The 17,259-nt window shown below is 59.5% G+C and carries 22 protein-coding genes; 18 read left to right on the top strand and 4 right to left on the bottom strand.

The window, feature by feature from the left end; genetic code table 11:
• Positions 1 to 181: 181 nt before the first annotated feature.
• The 7 genes from ACEN8Q_RS24940 (at position 182) to ACEN8Q_RS24910 (ending at position 5,957) form a co-directional block, all read left to right on the top strand.
• The gene (locus ACEN8Q_RS24940; RefSeq protein ID WP_043302493.1) at positions 182 to 754 is read left to right on the top strand and encodes a YqgE/AlgH family protein; all 573 of its coding nucleotides are present in this window, start codon (positions 182 to 184) and stop codon (positions 752 to 754) included.
• Positions 754 to 1,191 carry a Holliday junction resolvase RuvX gene (gene ruvX / locus ACEN8Q_RS24935; protein ID WP_008019952.1) on the top strand — a complete coding sequence of 146 codons (438 nt, stop codon included), beginning with the start codon at positions 754 to 756 and terminating at the stop codon, positions 1,189 to 1,191. The genes ACEN8Q_RS24940 and ruvX overlap by 1 nt, the downstream gene beginning before the upstream one ends.
• Positions 1,192 to 1,269: 78 nt before the next feature.
• Complete coding sequence (pyrR, locus tag ACEN8Q_RS24930; RefSeq protein ID WP_413703875.1) at positions 1,270 to 1,773, top strand: bifunctional pyr operon transcriptional regulator/uracil phosphoribosyltransferase PyrR; 504 nt, start codon at positions 1,270 to 1,272, stop codon at positions 1,771 to 1,773.
• 27 nt (positions 1,774 to 1,800) lie between these two features.
• The gene (locus ACEN8Q_RS24925; RefSeq protein ID WP_085716380.1) at positions 1,801 to 2,805 is read left to right on the top strand and encodes an aspartate carbamoyltransferase catalytic subunit; all 1,005 of its coding nucleotides are present in this window, start codon (positions 1,801 to 1,803) and stop codon (positions 2,803 to 2,805) included.
• Positions 2,802 to 4,073 (top strand): dihydroorotase, encoded by a 1,272-nt coding sequence (locus ACEN8Q_RS24920; protein ID WP_413703874.1) that lies wholly within the window; start codon positions 2,802 to 2,804, stop codon positions 4,071 to 4,073. Before ACEN8Q_RS24925 ends, ACEN8Q_RS24920 begins: the two co-directional genes overlap by 4 nt.
• A 445-nt stretch (positions 4,074 to 4,518) precedes the next feature.
• Positions 4,519 to 5,508, top strand: coding sequence for a lipid II-degrading bacteriocin (locus tag ACEN8Q_RS24915; protein WP_413703873.1), 990 nt, complete (start codon positions 4,519 to 4,521; stop codon positions 5,506 to 5,508).
• 50 nt (positions 5,509 to 5,558) lie between these two features.
• Complete coding sequence (locus ACEN8Q_RS24910) at positions 5,559 to 5,957, top strand: hypothetical protein (RefSeq protein WP_413703872.1); 399 nt, start codon at positions 5,559 to 5,561, stop codon at positions 5,955 to 5,957.
• A gap of 94 nt (positions 5,958 to 6,051) precedes the next feature.
• Here ACEN8Q_RS24910 and ACEN8Q_RS24905 read toward each other — a convergent pair whose 3' ends face one another.
• On the bottom strand, positions 6,052 to 6,471 hold the full coding sequence (locus ACEN8Q_RS24905; protein ID WP_413421766.1) for an NINE protein: 420 nt from the start codon (positions 6,469 to 6,471) through the stop codon (positions 6,052 to 6,054).
• Positions 6,472 to 6,722: 251 nt separating this feature from the next.
• On the opposite strand from ACEN8Q_RS24905, the gene ACEN8Q_RS24900 reads away from it, so the two are divergent.
• The gene (locus tag ACEN8Q_RS24900) at positions 6,723 to 7,343 is read left to right on the top strand and encodes a C40 family peptidase (RefSeq protein ID WP_413421768.1); all 621 of its coding nucleotides are present in this window, start codon (positions 6,723 to 6,725) and stop codon (positions 7,341 to 7,343) included.
• Between the two features lie 158 nt (positions 7,344 to 7,501).
• On the opposite strand, the gene ACEN8Q_RS24895 is transcribed toward ACEN8Q_RS24900, so the two are convergent.
• Entirely contained in the window at positions 7,502 to 8,536 is a 1,035-nt protein-coding gene (locus tag ACEN8Q_RS24895; protein WP_413703871.1) for a type IV pilus twitching motility protein PilT, read from the bottom strand.
• Positions 8,537 to 8,592: 56 nt separating this feature from the next.
• Between ACEN8Q_RS24895 and ACEN8Q_RS24890 the strand changes: the two genes are divergently transcribed.
• The 10 genes from ACEN8Q_RS24890 (at position 8,593) to ACEN8Q_RS24845 (ending at position 15,582) form a co-directional block, all read left to right on the top strand.
• Positions 8,593 to 9,291 carry a YggS family pyridoxal phosphate-dependent enzyme gene (locus ACEN8Q_RS24890; RefSeq protein ID WP_413703870.1) on the top strand — a complete coding sequence of 233 codons (699 nt, stop codon included), beginning with the start codon at positions 8,593 to 8,595 and terminating at the stop codon, positions 9,289 to 9,291.
• Between the two features lie 35 nt (positions 9,292 to 9,326).
• Entirely contained in the window at positions 9,327 to 10,145 is an 819-nt protein-coding gene (gene proC, locus ACEN8Q_RS24885) for a pyrroline-5-carboxylate reductase (RefSeq protein ID WP_413421774.1), read from the top strand.
• A 10-nt stretch (positions 10,146 to 10,155) separates the two neighbouring features.
• Complete coding sequence (locus ACEN8Q_RS24880; RefSeq protein ID WP_413421776.1) at positions 10,156 to 10,746, top strand: YggT family protein; 591 nt, start codon at positions 10,156 to 10,158, stop codon at positions 10,744 to 10,746.
• Between the two features lie 4 nt (positions 10,747 to 10,750).
• Positions 10,751 to 11,044, top strand: coding sequence for a DUF167 domain-containing protein (locus ACEN8Q_RS24875; RefSeq protein ID WP_413703869.1), 294 nt, complete (start codon positions 10,751 to 10,753; stop codon positions 11,042 to 11,044).
• Between the two features lie 184 nt (positions 11,045 to 11,228).
• Positions 11,229 to 12,368 carry a homoserine O-succinyltransferase MetX gene (metX, locus tag ACEN8Q_RS24870; RefSeq protein WP_413703868.1) on the top strand — a complete coding sequence of 380 codons (1,140 nt, stop codon included), beginning with the start codon at positions 11,229 to 11,231 and terminating at the stop codon, positions 12,366 to 12,368.
• 7 nt (positions 12,369 to 12,375) lie between these two features.
• Complete coding sequence (gene metW, locus ACEN8Q_RS24865; protein ID WP_057398144.1) at positions 12,376 to 12,996, top strand: methionine biosynthesis protein MetW; 621 nt, start codon at positions 12,376 to 12,378, stop codon at positions 12,994 to 12,996.
• A 26-nt stretch (positions 12,997 to 13,022) separates the two neighbouring features.
• Positions 13,023 to 13,457 (top strand): DUF4426 domain-containing protein, encoded by a 435-nt coding sequence (locus ACEN8Q_RS24860; protein ID WP_102670626.1) that lies wholly within the window; start codon positions 13,023 to 13,025, stop codon positions 13,455 to 13,457.
• Positions 13,454 to 14,050 (top strand): RdgB/HAM1 family non-canonical purine NTP pyrophosphatase, encoded by a 597-nt coding sequence (gene rdgB / locus ACEN8Q_RS24855; RefSeq protein ID WP_413421783.1) that lies wholly within the window; start codon positions 13,454 to 13,456, stop codon positions 14,048 to 14,050. Before ACEN8Q_RS24860 ends, rdgB begins: the two co-directional genes overlap by 4 nt.
• Entirely contained in the window at positions 14,047 to 15,249 is a 1,203-nt protein-coding gene (hemW, locus tag ACEN8Q_RS24850; RefSeq protein ID WP_413703867.1) for a radical SAM family heme chaperone HemW, read from the top strand. Before rdgB ends, hemW begins: the two co-directional genes overlap by 4 nt.
• Before the next feature lie 9 nt (positions 15,250 to 15,258).
• Positions 15,259 to 15,582: a DUF3392 domain-containing protein gene (locus ACEN8Q_RS24845; RefSeq protein WP_008019970.1), complete on the top strand. Its 324-nt coding sequence runs from the start codon at positions 15,259 to 15,261 to the stop codon at positions 15,580 to 15,582.
• A gap of 141 nt (positions 15,583 to 15,723) precedes the next feature.
• Here ACEN8Q_RS24845 and trmB read toward each other — a convergent pair whose 3' ends face one another.
• Together trmB and ACEN8Q_RS24835 are read right to left on the bottom strand one after the other, a co-directional pair.
• A complete protein-coding gene (trmB, locus tag ACEN8Q_RS24840; RefSeq protein WP_008019972.1) occupies positions 15,724 to 16,449 on the bottom strand; it encodes a tRNA (guanosine(46)-N7)-methyltransferase TrmB in 726 nt (241 codons plus the stop codon).
• 9 nt (positions 16,450 to 16,458) lie between these two features.
• Positions 16,459 to 17,253 carry a thiazole synthase gene (locus tag ACEN8Q_RS24835; protein ID WP_008019974.1) on the bottom strand — a complete coding sequence of 265 codons (795 nt, stop codon included), beginning with the start codon at positions 17,251 to 17,253 and terminating at the stop codon, positions 16,459 to 16,461.
• Between the last annotated feature and the right edge of the window lie 6 nt (positions 17,254 to 17,259).

Raw genomic sequence — 17,259 nt, 5'->3', positions numbered from 1 at the left:
CCACACACCCCCACCTGTAGGAGCGAGCTTGCTCGCGATAAACCTGAGAGCACCGCGGGGTGTCAACCAGGCAGCGTTATCCTTGACGACCATCGCGAGCAAGCTCGCTCCTACAGAATTGCGCTATTTCCCATGCATCCCCAGCTTGTCAGTTCGCCCCCCGAACGCCACACTAGCGCACATGAAAAACGTCAGCCCCAGCTACCTCAAGCATCAATTCCTGATCGCCATGCCGCACATGGCCGACCCGAACTTTGCGCACACCTTGACCTACATCGTCGAGCACACGGCCAATGGTGCCATGGGGCTGGTGGTCAACCGTCCGCAAGAGCTGAACCTGGCCGATATCCTCGAGCAATTGCGCCCGGATATCGAACCGCCAGCGCTCTGCCAGCATGTGCCGATCTTTATCGGCGGCCCGGTGCAGACCGATCGCGGTTTTGTCCTGCACCCTTCGGGCAAGACTTTCCAGGCGACCGTTGATCTGGAAGACGACTTGTCCCTTTCGACCACCCAGGACATTCTGTTCGCCATCGCTGACGGCGTTGGCCCGGAAAAAAGCCTGATTGCCCTCGGCTATGCCGGTTGGGAAGCCGGGCAACTGGAGGCTGAACTGGCGCAGAACGCCTGGCTGACCTGCCCGTTTGATGCCGACATCCTGTTCAACACCAGCAGCGAGCTGCGCCTGGAAGCGGCGGCCAAACACCTGGGCATCAACCTCAGCCTGCTCACCAGCCAGGCGGGGCACGCCTGATGGCCCTGCGGCTGATACTCGGATTCGACTACGGCACCAAACAGATCGGCGTTGCGGTCGGCCAGGTGGTTACCGGCCAGGCCCGTGAGCTGTGCACCCTGAAAGCGCAGAACGGCATTCCTGACTGGAACCAGCTCGAAGCGCTCATCAAAGAGTGGAAACCCGATGCCGTGGTAGTCGGCCTGCCATTGAACATGGACGGCACGCCCAGCGACATGTGCGCCCGCGCGGAAAAGTTCGCCCGGCGCCTTAACGGACGCTTCAACCTGCCCTTTTATACCCACGATGAGCGCCTGACCACCTTCGAGGCCAAGGGCGAACGCCTGGCCCGTGGCGGCCAGAAAGGCAGTTACCGCGATAACCCGGTCGATGCCATCGCTGCCGCCCTGCTGCTGCAAGGCTGGCTCGACGAGAATGGCGCACTGTTCGAATCCTGAAGAGCCGCTGCGCGTCTCTATTAGCTACAACCCGGGCCACCAGCAGCACAACCGGCCCGAGCCCAAGAAGGAGCAACCATGAGCCTGCCCAATCCCGCCGAACTGATCAGCCAGATGGCGACCCGACTTGACGCTTATCTGGCCAAACGAGGCATTAGCGACCCGCGTTTCATCGGCATCCGTACCGGTGGCGTCTGGGTGGCCCAGGCCCTGCTCAAGGAACTGGGCAGCACGGAGCCCCTCGGCACCCTGGACGTGTCCTTCTACCGCGACGATTTCAGCCAGAGCGGCCTGCACCCGCAGGTTCGCCCTTCGGCCTTGCCGTTCGAGATCGAAGGCCAGCACCTGGTGCTGATCGACGACGTGCTGATGAGCGGTCGGACCATCCGCGCCGCCATGAACGAACTGTTCGACTACGGCCGCCCGGCCAGCGTGACGCTGGTGTGCCTGCTGGATCTGGACGCCGGCGAGCTGCCGATCCGCCCGAACGTGGTCGGCGCCACCCTGTCGCTGGCGGCCCACGAACGGGTGAAGCTGTCCGGTCCGGAGCTCGCGCTCGAACTGCAAGACCTCGCCCTTTAATTCGCCCTATTGAGAGTCCCCCTTGCGATGACGCCTCTAGAAACCAAGCGCCCGCTGCAGCTCAATGATCAGGGCCAGCTGCGCCACTTCCTCTCGCTCGACGGTTTGCGCCGCGAGCTGCTGACGGAAATCCTCGACACCGCCGATTCCTTCCTCGAAGTCGGCGCCCGGGCCGTGAAGAAAGTCCCGTTGCTGCGCGGCAAGACCGTGTGCAACGTGTTCTTCGAGAACTCGACCCGCACCCGCACCACCTTCGAACTGGCGGCCCAGCGGCTCTCGGCGGACGTGATCACCCTCAACGTGTCCACGTCGTCGGCGAGCAAGGGTGAAACCCTGCTCGACACCCTGCGCAACCTGGAAGCCATGGCCGCCGACATGTTCGTCGTGCGTCACGGTGATTCCGGTGCCGCGCACTTCATCGCCGAGCATGTCTGCCCGCAGGTGGCGATCATCAACGGCGGTGACGGCCGGCACGCGCATCCGACCCAGGGCATGCTCGACATGCTGACCATCCGCCGGCACAAGGGCGGTTTCGAAAACCTTTCGGTGGCCATCGTTGGCGACATCCTGCACTCGCGGGTCGCGCGCTCGAACATGCTGGCCCTGAAAACCCTCGGTTGCCCGGACATCCGCGTGATCGCGCCGAAGACCCTGCTGCCGATCGGCATCGAGCAATACGGCGTGAAGGTCTACACCGACATGACCGAAGGCCTGAAAGACGTGGACGTGGTAATCATGTTGCGCCTGCAGCGTGAACGCATGACCGGCGGCCTGCTGCCGAGCGAAGGCGAGTTTTACCGCCTGTTCGGCCTGACCACCGCGCGCCTGGCCGGCGCCAAGCCCGATGCCATCGTGATGCACCCGGGGCCGATCAACCGTGGCGTGGAAATCGAGTCGGCGGTGGCCGACGGCCCGCACTCGGTGATCCTCAACCAGGTGACCTACGGGATCGCCATTCGTATGGCGGTACTGTCCATGGCCATGAGCGGGCAGACTGCGCAACGCCAATTCGAGCAGGAGAAAGCCCAGTGAAGCTCAGCATTCTCGGCGCCCGTGTGATCGATCCGGCCAGCGGCCTGGATCAAGTGACCGATATCCACATTGAAGCCTGCAAGATCGTCGCCATTGGCGCCGCACCGGCCGGTTTTGTCGCCGTCGACACCATCGACGCCAAAGGCCTGGTGGCCGCTCCCGGCCTGGTCGACCTCAACGTTGCCCTGCGCGAGCCGGGCTACAGCCGCAAAGGCTCGATTATCAGCGAAACCCGCGCGGCGGCGGCTGGCGGCGTGACCAGCCTGTGCTGCCCGCCGAAGACCAAGCCGGTGCTGGACACCTCCGCGGTGGCCGAACTGATCCTCGACCGCGCCCGTGAGGCCGGCAACACCAAAGTTTTCCCGATTGGCGCCCTGAGCAAAGGCCTGGACGGTGAACAGCTGGCAGAACTGGTTGCACTGCGAGATGCCGGTTGCGTGGCCTTCGGCAATGGCCTGGAGAGTTTCCGCAATACCCGCACCCTGTGCCGGGCGCTGGACTACGCGGCGACTTTCGACCTGACAGTGATCTTCAACTCCCAGGATCACGACCTCGCCGAAGGCGGCCTGGCCCACGAAGGCCCGACCGCCAGCTTCCTCGGCTTGCCCGGCATTCCGGAAACCGCGGAAACCGTGGCCCTGGCCCGGGACCTGCTGCTGGTCGAACAGACCGGCGTGCGCGCGCACTTCAGCCAGCTCACCAGCGCTCGCGGCGTAGCCCTGATCGCCCAGGCCCAGGCCCGGGGCTTGAAGGTGACCGCGGATGTCGCCCTGTACCAGCTGATCCTGACCGACGAAGCGCTGATCGATTTCAGCAGCCTGTATCACGTCCAGCCACCGCTACGCACCCGCGCCGACCGCGAAGGCCTGCGCGCAGCGGTGAAATCGGGCGTGGTCTCGGCCATCTCCAGTCATCATCAACCCCACGAGCGTGACGCCAAACTGGCACCGTTCGGCGCGACCGAGCCGGGCATCAGCAGCGTCGAACTGCTGCTGCCACTGGCAATGACCCTGGTCGAAGACGGCTTGCTGGACCTGCCGACGCTACTGAAACGCCTGAGCGTCGGCCCTGCCGAGGCCTTGCGCCTGCCGGCAGGCAAACTGGCGGTGGGTGGCGCGGCGGACATCGTGCTGTTCGACCCGGCGGCCTCGACCGTGGCGGGTGAAAGCTGGCTGTCCAAAGGCGAAAACTGCCCGTTCATTGGCCACAGCTTGCCAGGTGTAGTGCGTTACACCCTGGTGGATGGCCGCATTAGCCACCAGGCGTAACTCCGCGTCGCCTGCATTCGCGAGCAGGCTCGCTCCCACAGTGGATTTGTACTGACTCACAAATCTGCGGCTGTACGCCAATTCTGTGGGAGCGAGCCTGCTCGCGAAGACTTACTAAACGGCGCCGCGACTCTGTGCGTTACGCAGTGAAACCTGATCACTCAACGTCCAGAAGTCATATAGCCCTCCAGCCCCTCCTCCACTACCTTTCCCCAAACAGCACATCCGCATCAAGAACATTTCTACAAGCGATGGCGAATAAAACTATCCAGCGAACAGAAATTCCTGACTTCTCACCATCTGTGCGAAAAGAACTTCGCAACATACAGAAATAGCCTACAGAGTTATTGAATGCAGATTCAATACCCATCATTTAGTATAAAAACAGCACAAGGAAAAATTATTACCCTCTGAATACAAAGTCGGCACAAACAAGGAGCAATACATGAAAAACGGACTTACTCTACCTCCTATCGTAGTGAAAGGAACAACAGGCAACTCAGGCGGCTTTACAGTTAATCCCGGGTTCAACTGGGGAGCCTATGCGACTGCAGATTGGCAGGGAGCCGGTGAAGCCATCATCACCAACGACGGACAAACTTACTCACTACCACTATGCGATGGCCCCATCATTACCTCAGCCGAAATGGATATGTTCCATGCTTGGCTCGAAATGAAAAGTGGCATAAAAGCCTTTACCTATGAACTGCAAATGGTGGGCAGAGCAATTAACAACGACGCCTCCGGCGCCATTCAAGACCTTTGGAAAATCACGGAGAGCGACAACTACCTACTAAATAATTCTTCGATCATTACTCATGCCTACTTCAAAAACAAACTCGTAAACTTCAGCCTTGCCGACACCTTCGCAACACAACAAAAACTAAGCGACCTGGACGCCCTGATCAAAGTAGCATCGACAAGTCTGTACAATATCAAGTATGAAACACAAACAACCGAGCTATCAGGGGGAACATTTAGCCCTGTCAAAGCATTTGCTCACTACCTATGGGGAAATGGAGAGAAACTGCGGGTCAATATAAATAATATAGACCTCAACATAAAGGCGAGTGAAATTCCGCTGTTAGCCAACACCATAGCCAGCACGAGAGAATCCGGAAGGTACTATTTATCTGATCCAAAAGTACCTTACGACACTAAATACGACAGCAAAATCACAGGATATTATCTAGGGCGAATAACATTAAAAATCGAAGGAGATTTTACAAGAGAAGAAAACGGCTCCTGGATTTTCGAAGGAACTGCAAAGGCCTATACTGACTTATACGACTTCAACGAAAGCAACAGATCAACACTACTCGAGATTTTAACCACAGCAGGCAGGGTATTCTCAGGAACGGATTATGAAATCGACATAACAGGAGAGCACAAAATAAGGCTAACTGGAACTGGCTTCCAGCCGGATCTGCAATAGATAAATCCGTTAGAGTTTTCAACTATCAACTGCACTCAAGAAGAGCCCACATGAAGACTCTCTACAAACACCTGAACTACATCTACCCTTTACTTTTAGCGATCACTTCCAGCGTAGCAATATTTACCATAGAAAGAAATTTGAGCGCAGGCATTTACGACATAAATCGAGACTCAATCGGAATACCAATAGGCGCAATCCTGATTGCGGGCTTAGTGTTATTCATATTTCACCTAATGCAAATATTTTTATACAGAAAAGCCCGCCACACCAATTCAACCTTGATAAAAATATCAGCATTAATAGTTGCAATTGCATCGCTTGCGATTCTCGCCGATAGCATAAATTACTGGGCCATCCCAAACCACTTCATCATTTCAATCTTATACAGCTTCAGCACAATGGCATTTTTAACGCTTCAGCTTCAATTACTGAAAGCATTTCAGTAACCACTCATAGGCTGTAATTCAAGCGGGCAGATAGCTGGACTAGTCACCAGAAGTAAAAACCTGCGGCGAGGGGGCCTGCCCCTCGCCACATTAATCAGCGACTCTGTGCGTTACGCACGGAAACCTGGTCATTCAGCGTCCAGAAGTCATACAGCACGCCAATAAAGAACAACCCACCCGTCAGCAGGTAAAGCAGCCCACTGATCCATTTCCCCTGATACATCCGGTGCACGCCAAACACCCCGAGAAACGTCAGCAGAATCCACGCCACGTTGTATTCGATCGGCCCGGCGGTGAACCTCAGGTCCGCTTCACGGTCCATGGACGGGATCAGGAAGATGTCGATCAGCCAACCGATGCCCAGCAAGCCGAAGGTGAAGAACCAGATCGTCCCGGTCACCGGCTTGCCGTAATAGAAGCGATGAGCGCCGGTAAAGCCGAAAATCCATAGCAGGTAACCGATCACTTTGCTGTGGGTGTCTTGCTGCTGGACTGTCTGTTGATAGGGGTTCATGAATGACCTCGATTCGCGCGATAGATAAATATTCTTCATTTCTTTGTGACTTTTTTACAGGCACCCGACGTATGGCAGGTGCTACCTTCACTCCCGTCAAAGCCTTGTAACACCTGACTTGTGTCGGACAATTGCGCCAATTTGCCGCTATTTTGCCGCCATTGCCCCCCAGGTTGAATCGACCAACGGCCTCGGAGGCGGCAAAAAAGCTGTTATAAAGTTGCGCGCCAACTTATTAAGAGCCTTGCCTAATGCGTTCATTTTTCAAGACATGGCTAACCATTTGCCTTTTGATGCCACTGGCCGCCCACGCCACCAATCGTGAGCAACGTCTTCCTAACGTTAATGGTTACACCCCCAAATCCCATGTTTCTGCTCCTTCGAGCAAAGACAAGAAATTCGCTAAACATGCTCCGACACTGGCCAGCGAAAACAGCGGCCTGGTTCCACCGATGGGCACCAAGGAAAGCAGCAACGTGCTGAGTCGCGCTGTGAACGTCCTTGGCACTCCCTATCGCTGGGGCGGCAGCAGCCCAAGCAAAGGTTTCGATTGCAGCGGCCTGGTGAAATACGCGTTCAACGACGCCACGTTCGACCTGCCACGCACCTCCAACGCCATGGCCAGCGGTCATGGGGAGAAAGTCGATCGCGACGACCTGAAGCCGGGCGACCTGATTTTCTTCAACATCAAGAGCCGTCGGGTCAATCACGTTGCCATTTACCTGGGTAACGACCGCTTCATCCACGCCCCACGTCGCGGCAAGTCGGTGAGCATCGACACTTTGAAGAAACCGTACTGGGAAAACCACTACGTGGTTGCCAAGCGGGTTCTGCCGAAAGAGCCGAATCAGTTGCGTGTGGTTCAGCGTTGATTTGAGCTTCCGGGGAATGCCCTTGGAAAGCGCTTGAACATGATGGCCCCTTCGCGAGTAAGCCCGCTCCCACTTTGGAATGCATTCCCCTGTGGGAGCGGCGGTGCGGCGATCCGACTTGCTCGCGAAGAGGCCCTTGAAAGCACCGCAAATCCTCCTCAAAAACCATCCGGCGACCGCGCCTTCTCCTGCGCATGATCACGACTGATCAAACCCTTGGTCACCAAGCCTTTCAAACTCATATCCAGCGTCTGCATTCCCAATGCCCCTCCCGACTGAATCGCCGAGTACATCTGCGCCACCTTGTCCTCGCGGATCAGGCTCCGGATCGCCGACGTCCCCAGCATGATCTCGTGGGCCGCGATGCGCCCGCCACCGACCTTCTTCACCAGCACCTGGGATACCACCGCCAGCAGCGACTCGGAGAGCATCGAGCGCACCATCGACTTCTCGTCCCCCGGAAACACGTCGACCACCCGGTCGATGGTCTTCGCCGCCGACGTGGTGTGCAGAGTGCCGAACACCAGATGGCCGGTTTCAGCGGCGGTCAGCGCCAGGCGAATGGTTTCCAGATCGCGCATCTCCCCCACCAAAATCACGTCCGGGTCTTCCCGCAGCGCCGAACGCAACGCGGTGGCGAAACTACGGGTATCGCGATGAACTTCACGCTGATTGATCAGGCACTTGCGCGACTCGTGAACGAACTCGATAGGGTCCTCGATGGTGAGGATGTGGTGATGGCGATGGGTATTGAGGTAATCGATCATCGCCGCCAGCGTGGTGGATTTGCCGGAACCGGTCGGGCCGGTCACCAGCACCAGGCCACGGGGAGCGTCAGTCATCTTGCGAAACACTTCTCCCATGCCCAGTTCGTCCATGCTCTGCACTTTTGACGGGATGGTACGAAACACGGCGCCCGCGCCACGGTTCTGATTGAACGCATTGACCCGAAAACGCGCCACACCGGCCACTTCAAAGGAAAAATCGATTTCCAGATGCTTCTCGAAGTCAACCCGCTGGGCGTCATTCATGATGGAGAAGACCAGCGCCTGCACCTGCTGGTGGTCCATGGCCGGCAGGTTGATGCGTCGCACATCGCCATCCACCCGAATCATCGGCGGCAGGCCGGCGGACAAGTGCAGGTCGGATGCGCCCTGTTTAGCGCTGAACGCCAGCAGCTCGGTGATATCCATTGCGCCCCTCAATTCCAGTAGAATGCCGCGAACCTTCAGACCGCTGGCGCCTCTTGATGTCCACCATAGCAGACAACATTCTCGAAGTTAGTTCGCGCATCCATGCCGCGACACTCGCCGCCAACCGCGCCGAAAACTGCGTCCAGCTGTTGGCCGTGAGCAAGACCAAGCCTGCACAAGACCTGCGTGAAGCCTACGCCGCCGGCCAGCGTGACTTTGGCGAGAACTACCTGCAGGAAGCGCTGGGCAAGCAGCTCGAACTGGCCGACCTGCCCTTGATCTGGCACTTCATCGGCCCCATTCAATCGAACAAGACTCGCGCTATCGCCGAACATTTCGACTGGGTGCATTCCGTGGATCGCCTGAAAATCGCACAACGCCTGTCCGAACAACGTCCCGCCGACTTGCCGCCGCTGAACATCTGCATTCAGGTCAACGTAAGCGGTGAAGCCAGCAAATCCGGTTGCACCCCGGCCGACCTGCCGGCCCTGGCCAGCGCCATCAGCGCCTTGCCGCGCTTGAATCTGCGCGGGTTGATGGCCATCCCCGAGCCGACCGAAGATCGCGCCGCCCAGGATGCCGCGTTTGCTGCCGTGCGCGACCTGATCAAAAGCCTGCAAACCAGCCTGAACCTGCCGCTCGACACACTTTCCATGGGCATGAGCCACGACCTTGAGTCGGCCATCGCCCAGGGCGCCACCTGGGTCCGCATCGGTACGGCCCTGTTTGGTGCTCGCGACTACAGCCAGCCATGAACGATGGCTGACACACTTCTGAATAAGGACCTGACATGAGCAAGACACGTATTGCCTTTATCGGTGCCGGCAACATGGCCGCCAGCCTGATCGGCGGCCTGCGGGCCAAGGGTCTGGAAGCCACACAGATCCGCGCCAGCGATCCGGGCGAAGAAACCCGCGCCCGCGTGAGCGCTGAACACGGTATCGAAACCTTCGCCGACAACGCCCAGGCCATCGATGGCGCCGACGTCGTCGTCCTCGCGGTCAAGCCCCAGGCGATGAAAGCCGTGTGCGAAGCCCTGCGCCCAAGCCTCAAGCCCGATCAACTGGTGGTTTCGATTGCCGCAGGCATCACCTGCGCCAGCATGAATAACTGGCTCGGTGCCCAGCCGATCGTGCGCTGCATGCCCAACACCCCGGCGCTGGTACGTCAGGGCGCGAGCGGCCTGTTCGCAACAGCCGAAGTGTCAGTTGAACAGCGTCAGCAGGCCCAGGAGCTGCTGTCCGCGGTCGGTATCGCCCTATGGCTGAATGAAGAGCAGCAACTGGACGCCGTCACCGCCGTTTCCGGCTCGGGTCCGGCGTATTTCTTCCTGCTGATCGAGGCCATGACCGCCGCCGGCGTGAAACTCGGCCTGCCAGCGGACATCGCCGCGCAACTGACGCTGCAAACCGCACTGGGCGCCGCACACATGGCGGTCTCCAGCGACGTCGACGCGGCCGAGTTGCGCCGCCGTGTCACCTCGCCTGCGGGCACCACGGAAGCTGCAATCAAGTCGTTCCAGGCCAATGGCTTTGAAGCCCTGGTTGAAAAAGCACTCGGCGCTGCCGCGCATCGCTCGGCCGAGATGGCCGAACAACTGGGTCAATAAGGAGCTTTTCATGATTGGATTGAACACCGCAGCGGTCTACGTGCTGCAAACCCTCGGCAGCCTGTACCTGCTGATCGTGCTGATGCGTTTCGTGCTGCAACTGGTGCGGGCGAACTTCTACAACCCGCTCTGCCAGTTCGCCGTGAAGGCTACCCAGCCGCTGCTCAAGCCGCTGCGCCGGATCATCCCGAGCATGTTCGGCCTGGACATGTCCTCGCTGGTGCTGGCGATCCTGGTGCAACTGGCGCTGATGGCCCTGACCCTGTTGCTGACCTACGGCACCACCGGCAACCCGCTGCAACTGCTGATCTGGTCGATCATTGGGGTGACCGCGCTGTTCCTGAAGATTTTCTTCTTTGCCCTGATCATCAGCGTGATCCTGTCCTGGGTCGCCCCGGGCAGCCATAACCCGGGCGCTGAACTGGTGAACGACATCTGCGAACCGGCCCTGGCGCCGTTCCGCAAGTTCCTGCCAAACCTTGGCGGGCTTGATCTGTCGCCAATCTTTGCATTCCTGGCGATCAAACTGATCGACATGCTGGTGATCAACAACCTCGCCGCGATGACCATGATGCCGGAAATCCTCCGCGTGCTGATCTGACCCGGTGAGCTGGTTTCGCTGGGACGGTGACGACCTGATTCTGGAGTGTCACCTGCAACCGGCAGCCCGTAGCGATGATTTCTGCGGGCTGCACGGCGATCGCCTGAAGATCCGCCTGACCGCGCCGCCAGTCGAGGGCAAGGCCAACGCGTACCTGATGGCCTTTCTGGCCAAGGCCTTTGGCGTGTCCAGGAGCCAGGTCAGCCTGATCAGTGGCGAGCTGAACCGGCAGAAACGGGTGCGAATCTGCTCACCGAAGAAGTTGCCGGATTTGCCTGGACTGGTGCGACAGAACTGATATACCGAGGTGCTGCCTTCGCGAGCAAGCCCGCTCCCACATCGAATGCGTTCCCCCTGTGGGAGCGGGCTTGCTCGCGAATGGCACACCTCGGTCTTGTTGAATGAAATCAGGCCCGGCCTTTGCTTGCCGCTAACCCCAGCGGTCTTTAGACTTACGCCTCATTTCAATGAGAGCAGGGTCGATGCCAGCTGCCTTTCCCCCCGATTCTGTTGGTCTGGTGACGCCGCAAGTGGCGCACTTCAGCGAGCCGCTGGCCTTGGCCTGTGGACGTTCGCTCCCGGCCTATGACCTGATTTACGAAACCTACGGCACGCTGAACGCCACGGCGAGCAACGCCGTGCTGATCTGCCACGCCTTGTCCGGGCACCACCACGCCGCAGGCTATCACAGCCCCGACGACCGCAAGCCCGGTTGGTGGGACAGCTGCATCGGCCCCGGCAAGCCAATCGACACCAACAAGTTCTTCGTGGTCAGCCTGAACAACCTCGGCGGCTGCAACGGCTCCACCGGCCCGAGCAGCATCAACCCCGAGACCGGCAACCCGTTCGGCGCCGACTTCCCGGTCTTGACCGTCGAGGATTGGGTACACAGCCAGGCGCGCCTGGCAGATCGTCTCGGCATCGCCCAGTTCGCGGCCGTGATCGGCGGCAGCCTCGGCGGCATGCAGGCGATGCAATGGAGCATCACCTACCCTGACCGCATCCGTCACTGCCTGGCCATCGCCTCGGCTCCCAAGCTGTCGGCACAGAACATCGCGTTCAACGAAGTGGCACGCCAGGCTATCCTCACCGATCCTGAATTCCACGGCGGTTCGTTCCAGGAACACAACGTGATCCCCAAGCGCGGCCTGATGCTGGCGCGGATGGTCGGGCACATCACCTACCTGTCCGACGACTCCATGGGCGAGAAATTCGGCCGCGGGCTGAAGAGCGAGAAGCTCAACTACGACTTCCACAGCGTCGAGTTCCAGGTTGAAAGCTACCTGCGCTATCAGGGCGAAGAGTTCTCCGGACGCTTCGATGCCAACACCTATCTGTTGATGACCAAAGCGCTCGATTACTTCGATCCGGCGGCGAACTTCGACGATAACCTGGCAAAAACCTTTGAAGGTGCCAAGGCCAAGTTCTGCGTGATGTCGTTCACCACCGACTGGCGCTTCTCCCCTGCCCGCTCGCGGGAACTGGTGGATGCGCTGATGGCCGCGCGCAAGGACGTCTGCTACCTCGAGATCGACGCACCGCAAGGCCACGACGCCTTCCTGATTCCGATCCCGCGCTATCTGCAGGCATTCGGCAATTACATGAACCGCATTACGTTGTGAGAAAGCCATGAGAGCTGATCTGGAAATCATCCAGGAATGGATCCCCGCCGGCAGCCGCGTGCTCGACCTCGGGTGCGGCGATGGCGAACTGCTGACCTGGCTGCGCGATAACAAGCAAGTCACCGGTTATGGCCTGGAAAACGACGCCGACAACATCGCCGAGTGCGTGGCCAAGGGCATCAACGTCATCGAACAGGACCTGGACAAGGGCCTGGGCAACTTTGCCAGCAACAGTTTCGACATCGTGGTCATGACCCAGGCGCTGCAAGCGGTGCACTACCCGGACAGGATCCTCGACGAAATGCTGCGCGTCGGTCGCCAGTGCATCATCACCTTCCCCAACTTCGGTCACTGGCGCTGCCGCTGGTACCTGGCGAGCAAGGGCCGGATGCCGGTTTCCGAGTTCCTGCCGTACACCTGGTACAACACGCCCAACATTCACTTCTGCACCTTCGCGGACTTTGAAGCCTTGTGTCGCGAACGTGAAGCGAAGGTCATTGATCGACTTGCCGTGGATCAACAGCATCGGCACGGGTGGGCCAGTAAGCTATGGCCTAATCTGTTAGGTGAGATCGGAATCTACCGCGTCAGCAGTCCGGGACTTTCCGACCACAAGGTCGCGGTCTGATTCACCCTATTGCAAGGAGAACGATCATGGGTCGTCTAGCGTTATTTCTACTCACTGCCTGCCTGAGCGTTACCGCCATGGCCGCCGACGTCATCAAGGGCGAGCGCAAGGAAACCTTCGGTGACGTGACGGTGCATTACAACACCTTCAACTCCACCTACCTGACCCCGGACATTGCCAAGTCCGCCGAACTGATCCGCAGCAAGAACCAGGGCGTGATCAACATTTCGGTACTCAAGGAAGGCAAGCCACTGATGGCCCAGGTGAGCGGCTCGGTCAAAGACCTGACCAGCCAGACCGTGCCACTGAAATTCAAACAGATCACCGAGCAAGGCGCGATCTACTACATTGCGCAATACCCGGTGGATCAGCAGGAAGTCCGCACCTTCGATATCAAGGTGCAGACCGGCGATAAAACCAACACCATCAGTTTCCAACAAGAGCTTTTCCCCGGCCAATGATGAATTTCACCCAACTCGTACTGGCCAGCCATAACGCCGGCAAACTCAAGGAACTCCAGGCCATGCTCGGCGAATCGGTGCATTTGCGCTCGATCGGCGAGTTCAGCAGCGTCGAGCCTGAAGAAACCGGTCTGTCGTTCGTCGAGAACGCCATTCTCAAGGCCCGCAATGCCGCGCGCATTTCCGGCCTGCCGGCGCTGGCCGACGATTCCGGGCTGGCGGTGGATTTCCTCGGCGGAGCGCCAGGCATCTACTCGGCGCGTTATGCCGACGGCCGGGGCGATGCGGCGAACAACGCCAAGCTGCTCGACGTGTTGAAAGACGTGCCTGAAGCCGAACGTAGCGCGCAGTTCGTCTGCGTACTGGCGCTGGTGCGCCACGCCGATGATCCGTTGCCGATCCTCTGCGAAGGTTTGTGGCACGGACGCATCCTGACCCAGGCCAGCGGCGAACACGGTTTCGGCTACGATCCGCTGTTCTGGGTGCCGGAGCGCGATTGCTCCAGCGCCGAACTCAATCCCGGCGACAAGAACCAGATCAGCCACCGCGCCCGTGCAATGGATCTGCTGCGCCAGCGTCTGGGATTGAAATGACTTCTGAATCATCCGCGTCACCGCTGATCTTCGGTGGCGCGCAATCTCCTCGGGCGGCCTTGCCTGTGCTGCCGCCCCTGGCGTTGTACATCCACATCCCGTGGTGTGTGCGCAAATGCCCTTATTGCGACTTCAACTCCCACACCGCCAGCCCTGTGCTACCGGAAGAAGAGTATGTCGACGCCTTGCTCGCCGATCTCGATCAGGACCTGCACGCCGTCCATGGTCGTGAGCTGAGCTCGATCTTCTTTGGTGGCGGCACGCCAAGCCTGTTCAGCGCCAAGGCGCTGGGCCGTTTGCTCAAGGGCGTCGAGCAACGCATCCCGTTTGCCAGCGATATCGAAATCACTCTGGAAGCCAATCCGGGGACGTTCGAGCAGGACAAGTTCGTGGCGTACCGGAAACTGGGGATCAATCGTCTGTCGATCGGCATCCAGAGCTTTCAGCAAGAAAAGCTCGAGGCCCTGGGACGGATTCACAACGGCGACGAAGCGGTACGCGCCGCCGGCATGGCGCGGCAGGCCGGGTTCGACAACTTCAACCTGGACTTGATGCATGGCTTGCCGAATCAGTCCCTGGACGATGCCTTGGCCGACCTGCGCACAGCCATCGCCCTGAAACCGACACACCTGTCGTGGTATCAACTGACCCTGGAACCGAACACGGTGTTCTGGAACCAGCCGCCGACGCTGCCGGAAGACGACACGCTGTGGGACATTCAGGAAGCCGGGCAAGCGCTGCTGGCCGAACACGGTTACGCGCAATACGAAGTCTCGGCCTATGCCCTGCCCGGTCGCCCGGCGCGACATAACCTCAATTACTGGAGTTTTGGTGACTACATTGGCATCGGCGCCGGCGCCCATGGCAAGCTCAGTCACCCGGACGGGCGCATCATCCGCACCTGGAAGACCCGCCTGCCGAAGGATTACCTGAATCCGGCGAAAAGCTTCAAGGCCGGCGAGAAAGCGCTGAGCAATGAAGAGATGCCGTTCGAGTTCCTGATGAACGCGCTGCGCCTGACCGAGGGTGTCGAATCACGGCTGTACCCGGAACGCACGGGTATGTCGCTGGACAGCCTCGCCGAAGGTCGCCGCGACGCAGAACAAAGCGGCCTGTTACGGGTCGAACCGTCACGTCTGGCGGCCACCGAGCGCGGACAGCTCTTCCTCAACGACTTGCTGCAGAAATTTCTGACATAAGGAAATCGAATGGATCTGATACTCGACCTGCTGGCCACAGTATCCCGCTGGAGCCGCAGCAACCTCTCGGAAATCGCCCTGGCCCTGGTGGGCTGCCTGCTGGTGCTGTTTGGTGCGGATTTCAAAGGCTGGGTCGAGCAGCGTCTGGGCAGCATCGCCGGCGCCTTGCGCGTGCCACTGATGTCCCTGCTGTGCATGATCGGCAGCGGCGCGGCGCTGATCTACGCCACGCCATGGGTCGTGCGCGGCTTGAGCCAGTTCAACAACTACAGCCTCGCGCCGGTGTTGCTGGTGGTGCTGGTGCTCATTGGCGTCGTAGCCGACCGCCGCTGAATTTTTGACCAACACAAAGCCACTGTAGGAGCGAGCCTGCTCGCGATGGTCGTCAACGATGACGCGGGGATTCTGAATGCCCGCGCCGCTCTCGGATTCATCGCGAGCAGGCTCGCTCCTACAGTTTGGATTGTGTGAAGTTTAGGACTGTTTTTCGAACTTCAGATCCCACACGCCATGCCCAAGACGTTCGCCACGGCGTTCGAACTTGGTGATCGGGCGCTCGGCCGGGCGCGGTACGCACTTGCCGTCTTCGGCAAGGTTGCGGTAACCCGGTGCAACGCTCATCACTTCCAGCATGTATTCGGCGTACGGTTCCCAGTCGGTGGCCATGTGCAGAATGCCGCCGACCTTCAACTTGCTGCGCACCAGCTCAGCGAAGGACGCCTGAACGATACGGCGCTTGTGATGACGGCTCTTGTGCCACGGGTCCGGGAAAAACAGCATCAGGCGATCGAGGCTGTTATCGGCCACGCAGCGGTTGAGCACTTCGATGGCGTCGCAATCGTAGACTCGCAGGTTGGTCAAACCCTGGGTCAGCACGCCATTGAGCAGCGCCCCGACACCCGGCCGGTGAACCTCCACGCCGATGAAATCCTGATCCGGAGCCGCCGCCGCCATTTCCAGCAGCGAATGGCCCATGCCGAAACCGATTTCCAGCGAGCGCGGTGCCGAGCGACCGAACACCTGGTCGAAGTCCACCGGCGCGTCGGCCAGCGGCAGCACGAACAGCGGCGCGCCCTGCTCCAGGCCGCGTTGCTGGCCTTCGGTCATGCGCCCGGCACGCATCACGAAACTCTTGATGCGGCGGTGTTGGCGCTCGTCGCCTTCTTCCGTCTGGATAGGCGTGTCGTTCGATTCAGTCATCAATGGCTCTTACTTGATCAGACCATCCAGCGGCGAAGAGGCGCTGGCATAGAGTTTTTTCGGCATACGGCCGGCGAGGTAGGCCAGGCGGCCTGCGACGATCGCATGTTTCATGGCTTCAGCCATCATGACCGGCTGCTGGGCATGGGCGATGGCCGAGTTCATCAGCACTGCATCACAACCCAGTTCCATGGCGATGGTGGCGTCGGAAGCGGTACCGACACCGGCATCCACCAGCACCGGGATTTTCGCTTCTTCGAGAATGATCTGCAGGTTGTACGGGTTGCAGATCCCCAGACCCGAACCGATCAGACCGGCCAGCGGCATGACCGCGATGCAGCCGATTTCCGCCAGTTGCCGGGCAATGATCGGATCGTCACTGGTGTAGACCATCACGTCGAAGCCTTCCTTGACCAGCGTTTCGGCGGCCTTGAGGGTTTCGATCACGTTGGGGAACAGGGTTTTCTGATCCGCCAGCACTTCCAGCTTCACCAGGTTGTGGCCATCGAGCAGCTCACGGGCCAGGCGGCAGGTGCGCACGGCCTCGATAGCGTCGTAACAACCGGCGGTGTTCGGCAGGAAGGTGTAGCGATCCGGCGACAGCACTTCAAGCAGATTCGGCTCGCCCTCGATCTGTCCGAGGTTGGTGCGGCGCACGGCGAAAGTGACGATTTCGGCACCCGAGGCTTCGATGGCCTGGCGGGTTTCTTCCATGTCACGGTACTTGCCGGTACCGACCAGCAAACGCGACTGGTAAGTACGACCGGCCAGGACGAAAGGCTTGTCGCTACGAACGATGCTCATGGGAAA

The organism is Pseudomonas sp. Pseusp16 (assembly GCF_047324915.1).
Lineage (GTDB): Bacteria > Pseudomonadota > Gammaproteobacteria > Pseudomonadales > Pseudomonadaceae > Aquipseudomonas > Aquipseudomonas fluorescens_CD.
The sequence above is the reverse complement of the archived record's forward strand: the minus strand, read 5'-3'. Positions and strand labels throughout refer to the sequence as shown.

What these genes read in the sequence shown, in the direction of transcription:
- ACEN8Q_RS24860 (WP_102670626.1), top strand. Translation starts at nt 13,023, where the DNA reads ATGGGTCGTCTAGCGTTATTTCTACTCACTGCCTGCCTGAGCGTTACC.
- ACEN8Q_RS24910 (WP_413703872.1), top strand. Translation starts at nt 5,559, where the DNA reads ATGAAGACTCTCTACAAACACCTGAACTACATCTACCCTTTACTTTTA.
- ruvX (WP_008019952.1), top strand. Translation starts at nt 754, where the DNA reads ATGGCCCTGCGGCTGATACTCGGATTCGACTACGGCACCAAACAGATC.
- ACEN8Q_RS24890 (WP_413703870.1), top strand. Translation starts at nt 8,593, where the DNA reads ATGTCCACCATAGCAGACAACATTCTCGAAGTTAGTTCGCGCATCCAT.
- ACEN8Q_RS24940 (WP_043302493.1), top strand. Translation starts at nt 182, where the DNA reads ATGAAAAACGTCAGCCCCAGCTACCTCAAGCATCAATTCCTGATCGCC.
- ACEN8Q_RS24835 (WP_008019974.1), bottom strand. Translation starts at nt 17,253, where the DNA reads ATGAGCATCGTTCGTAGCGACAAGCCTTTCGTCCTGGCCGGTCGTACT.
- hemW (WP_413703867.1), top strand. Translation starts at nt 14,047, where the DNA reads ATGACTTCTGAATCATCCGCGTCACCGCTGATCTTCGGTGGCGCGCAA.
- rdgB (WP_413421783.1), top strand. Translation starts at nt 13,454, where the DNA reads ATGATGAATTTCACCCAACTCGTACTGGCCAGCCATAACGCCGGCAAA.
- metW (WP_057398144.1), top strand. Translation starts at nt 12,376, where the DNA reads ATGAGAGCTGATCTGGAAATCATCCAGGAATGGATCCCCGCCGGCAGC.
- pyrR (WP_413703875.1), top strand. Translation starts at nt 1,270, where the DNA reads ATGAGCCTGCCCAATCCCGCCGAACTGATCAGCCAGATGGCGACCCGA.
- ACEN8Q_RS24905 (WP_413421766.1), bottom strand. Translation starts at nt 6,471, where the DNA reads ATGAACCCCTATCAACAGACAGTCCAGCAGCAAGACACCCACAGCAAA.
- ACEN8Q_RS24880 (WP_413421776.1), top strand. Translation starts at nt 10,156, where the DNA reads ATGATTGGATTGAACACCGCAGCGGTCTACGTGCTGCAAACCCTCGGC.
- ACEN8Q_RS24900 (WP_413421768.1), top strand. Translation starts at nt 6,723, where the DNA reads ATGCGTTCATTTTTCAAGACATGGCTAACCATTTGCCTTTTGATGCCA.
- ACEN8Q_RS24895 (WP_413703871.1), bottom strand. Translation starts at nt 8,536, where the DNA reads ATGGATATCACCGAGCTGCTGGCGTTCAGCGCTAAACAGGGCGCATCC.
- metX (WP_413703868.1), top strand. Translation starts at nt 11,229, where the DNA reads ATGCCAGCTGCCTTTCCCCCCGATTCTGTTGGTCTGGTGACGCCGCAA.
- proC (WP_413421774.1), top strand. Translation starts at nt 9,327, where the DNA reads ATGAGCAAGACACGTATTGCCTTTATCGGTGCCGGCAACATGGCCGCC.
- ACEN8Q_RS24925 (WP_085716380.1), top strand. Translation starts at nt 1,801, where the DNA reads ATGACGCCTCTAGAAACCAAGCGCCCGCTGCAGCTCAATGATCAGGGC.
- ACEN8Q_RS24845 (WP_008019970.1), top strand. Translation starts at nt 15,259, where the DNA reads ATGGATCTGATACTCGACCTGCTGGCCACAGTATCCCGCTGGAGCCGC.
- ACEN8Q_RS24915 (WP_413703873.1), top strand. Translation starts at nt 4,519, where the DNA reads ATGAAAAACGGACTTACTCTACCTCCTATCGTAGTGAAAGGAACAACA.
- trmB (WP_008019972.1), bottom strand. Translation starts at nt 16,449, where the DNA reads ATGACTGAATCGAACGACACGCCTATCCAGACGGAAGAAGGCGACGAG.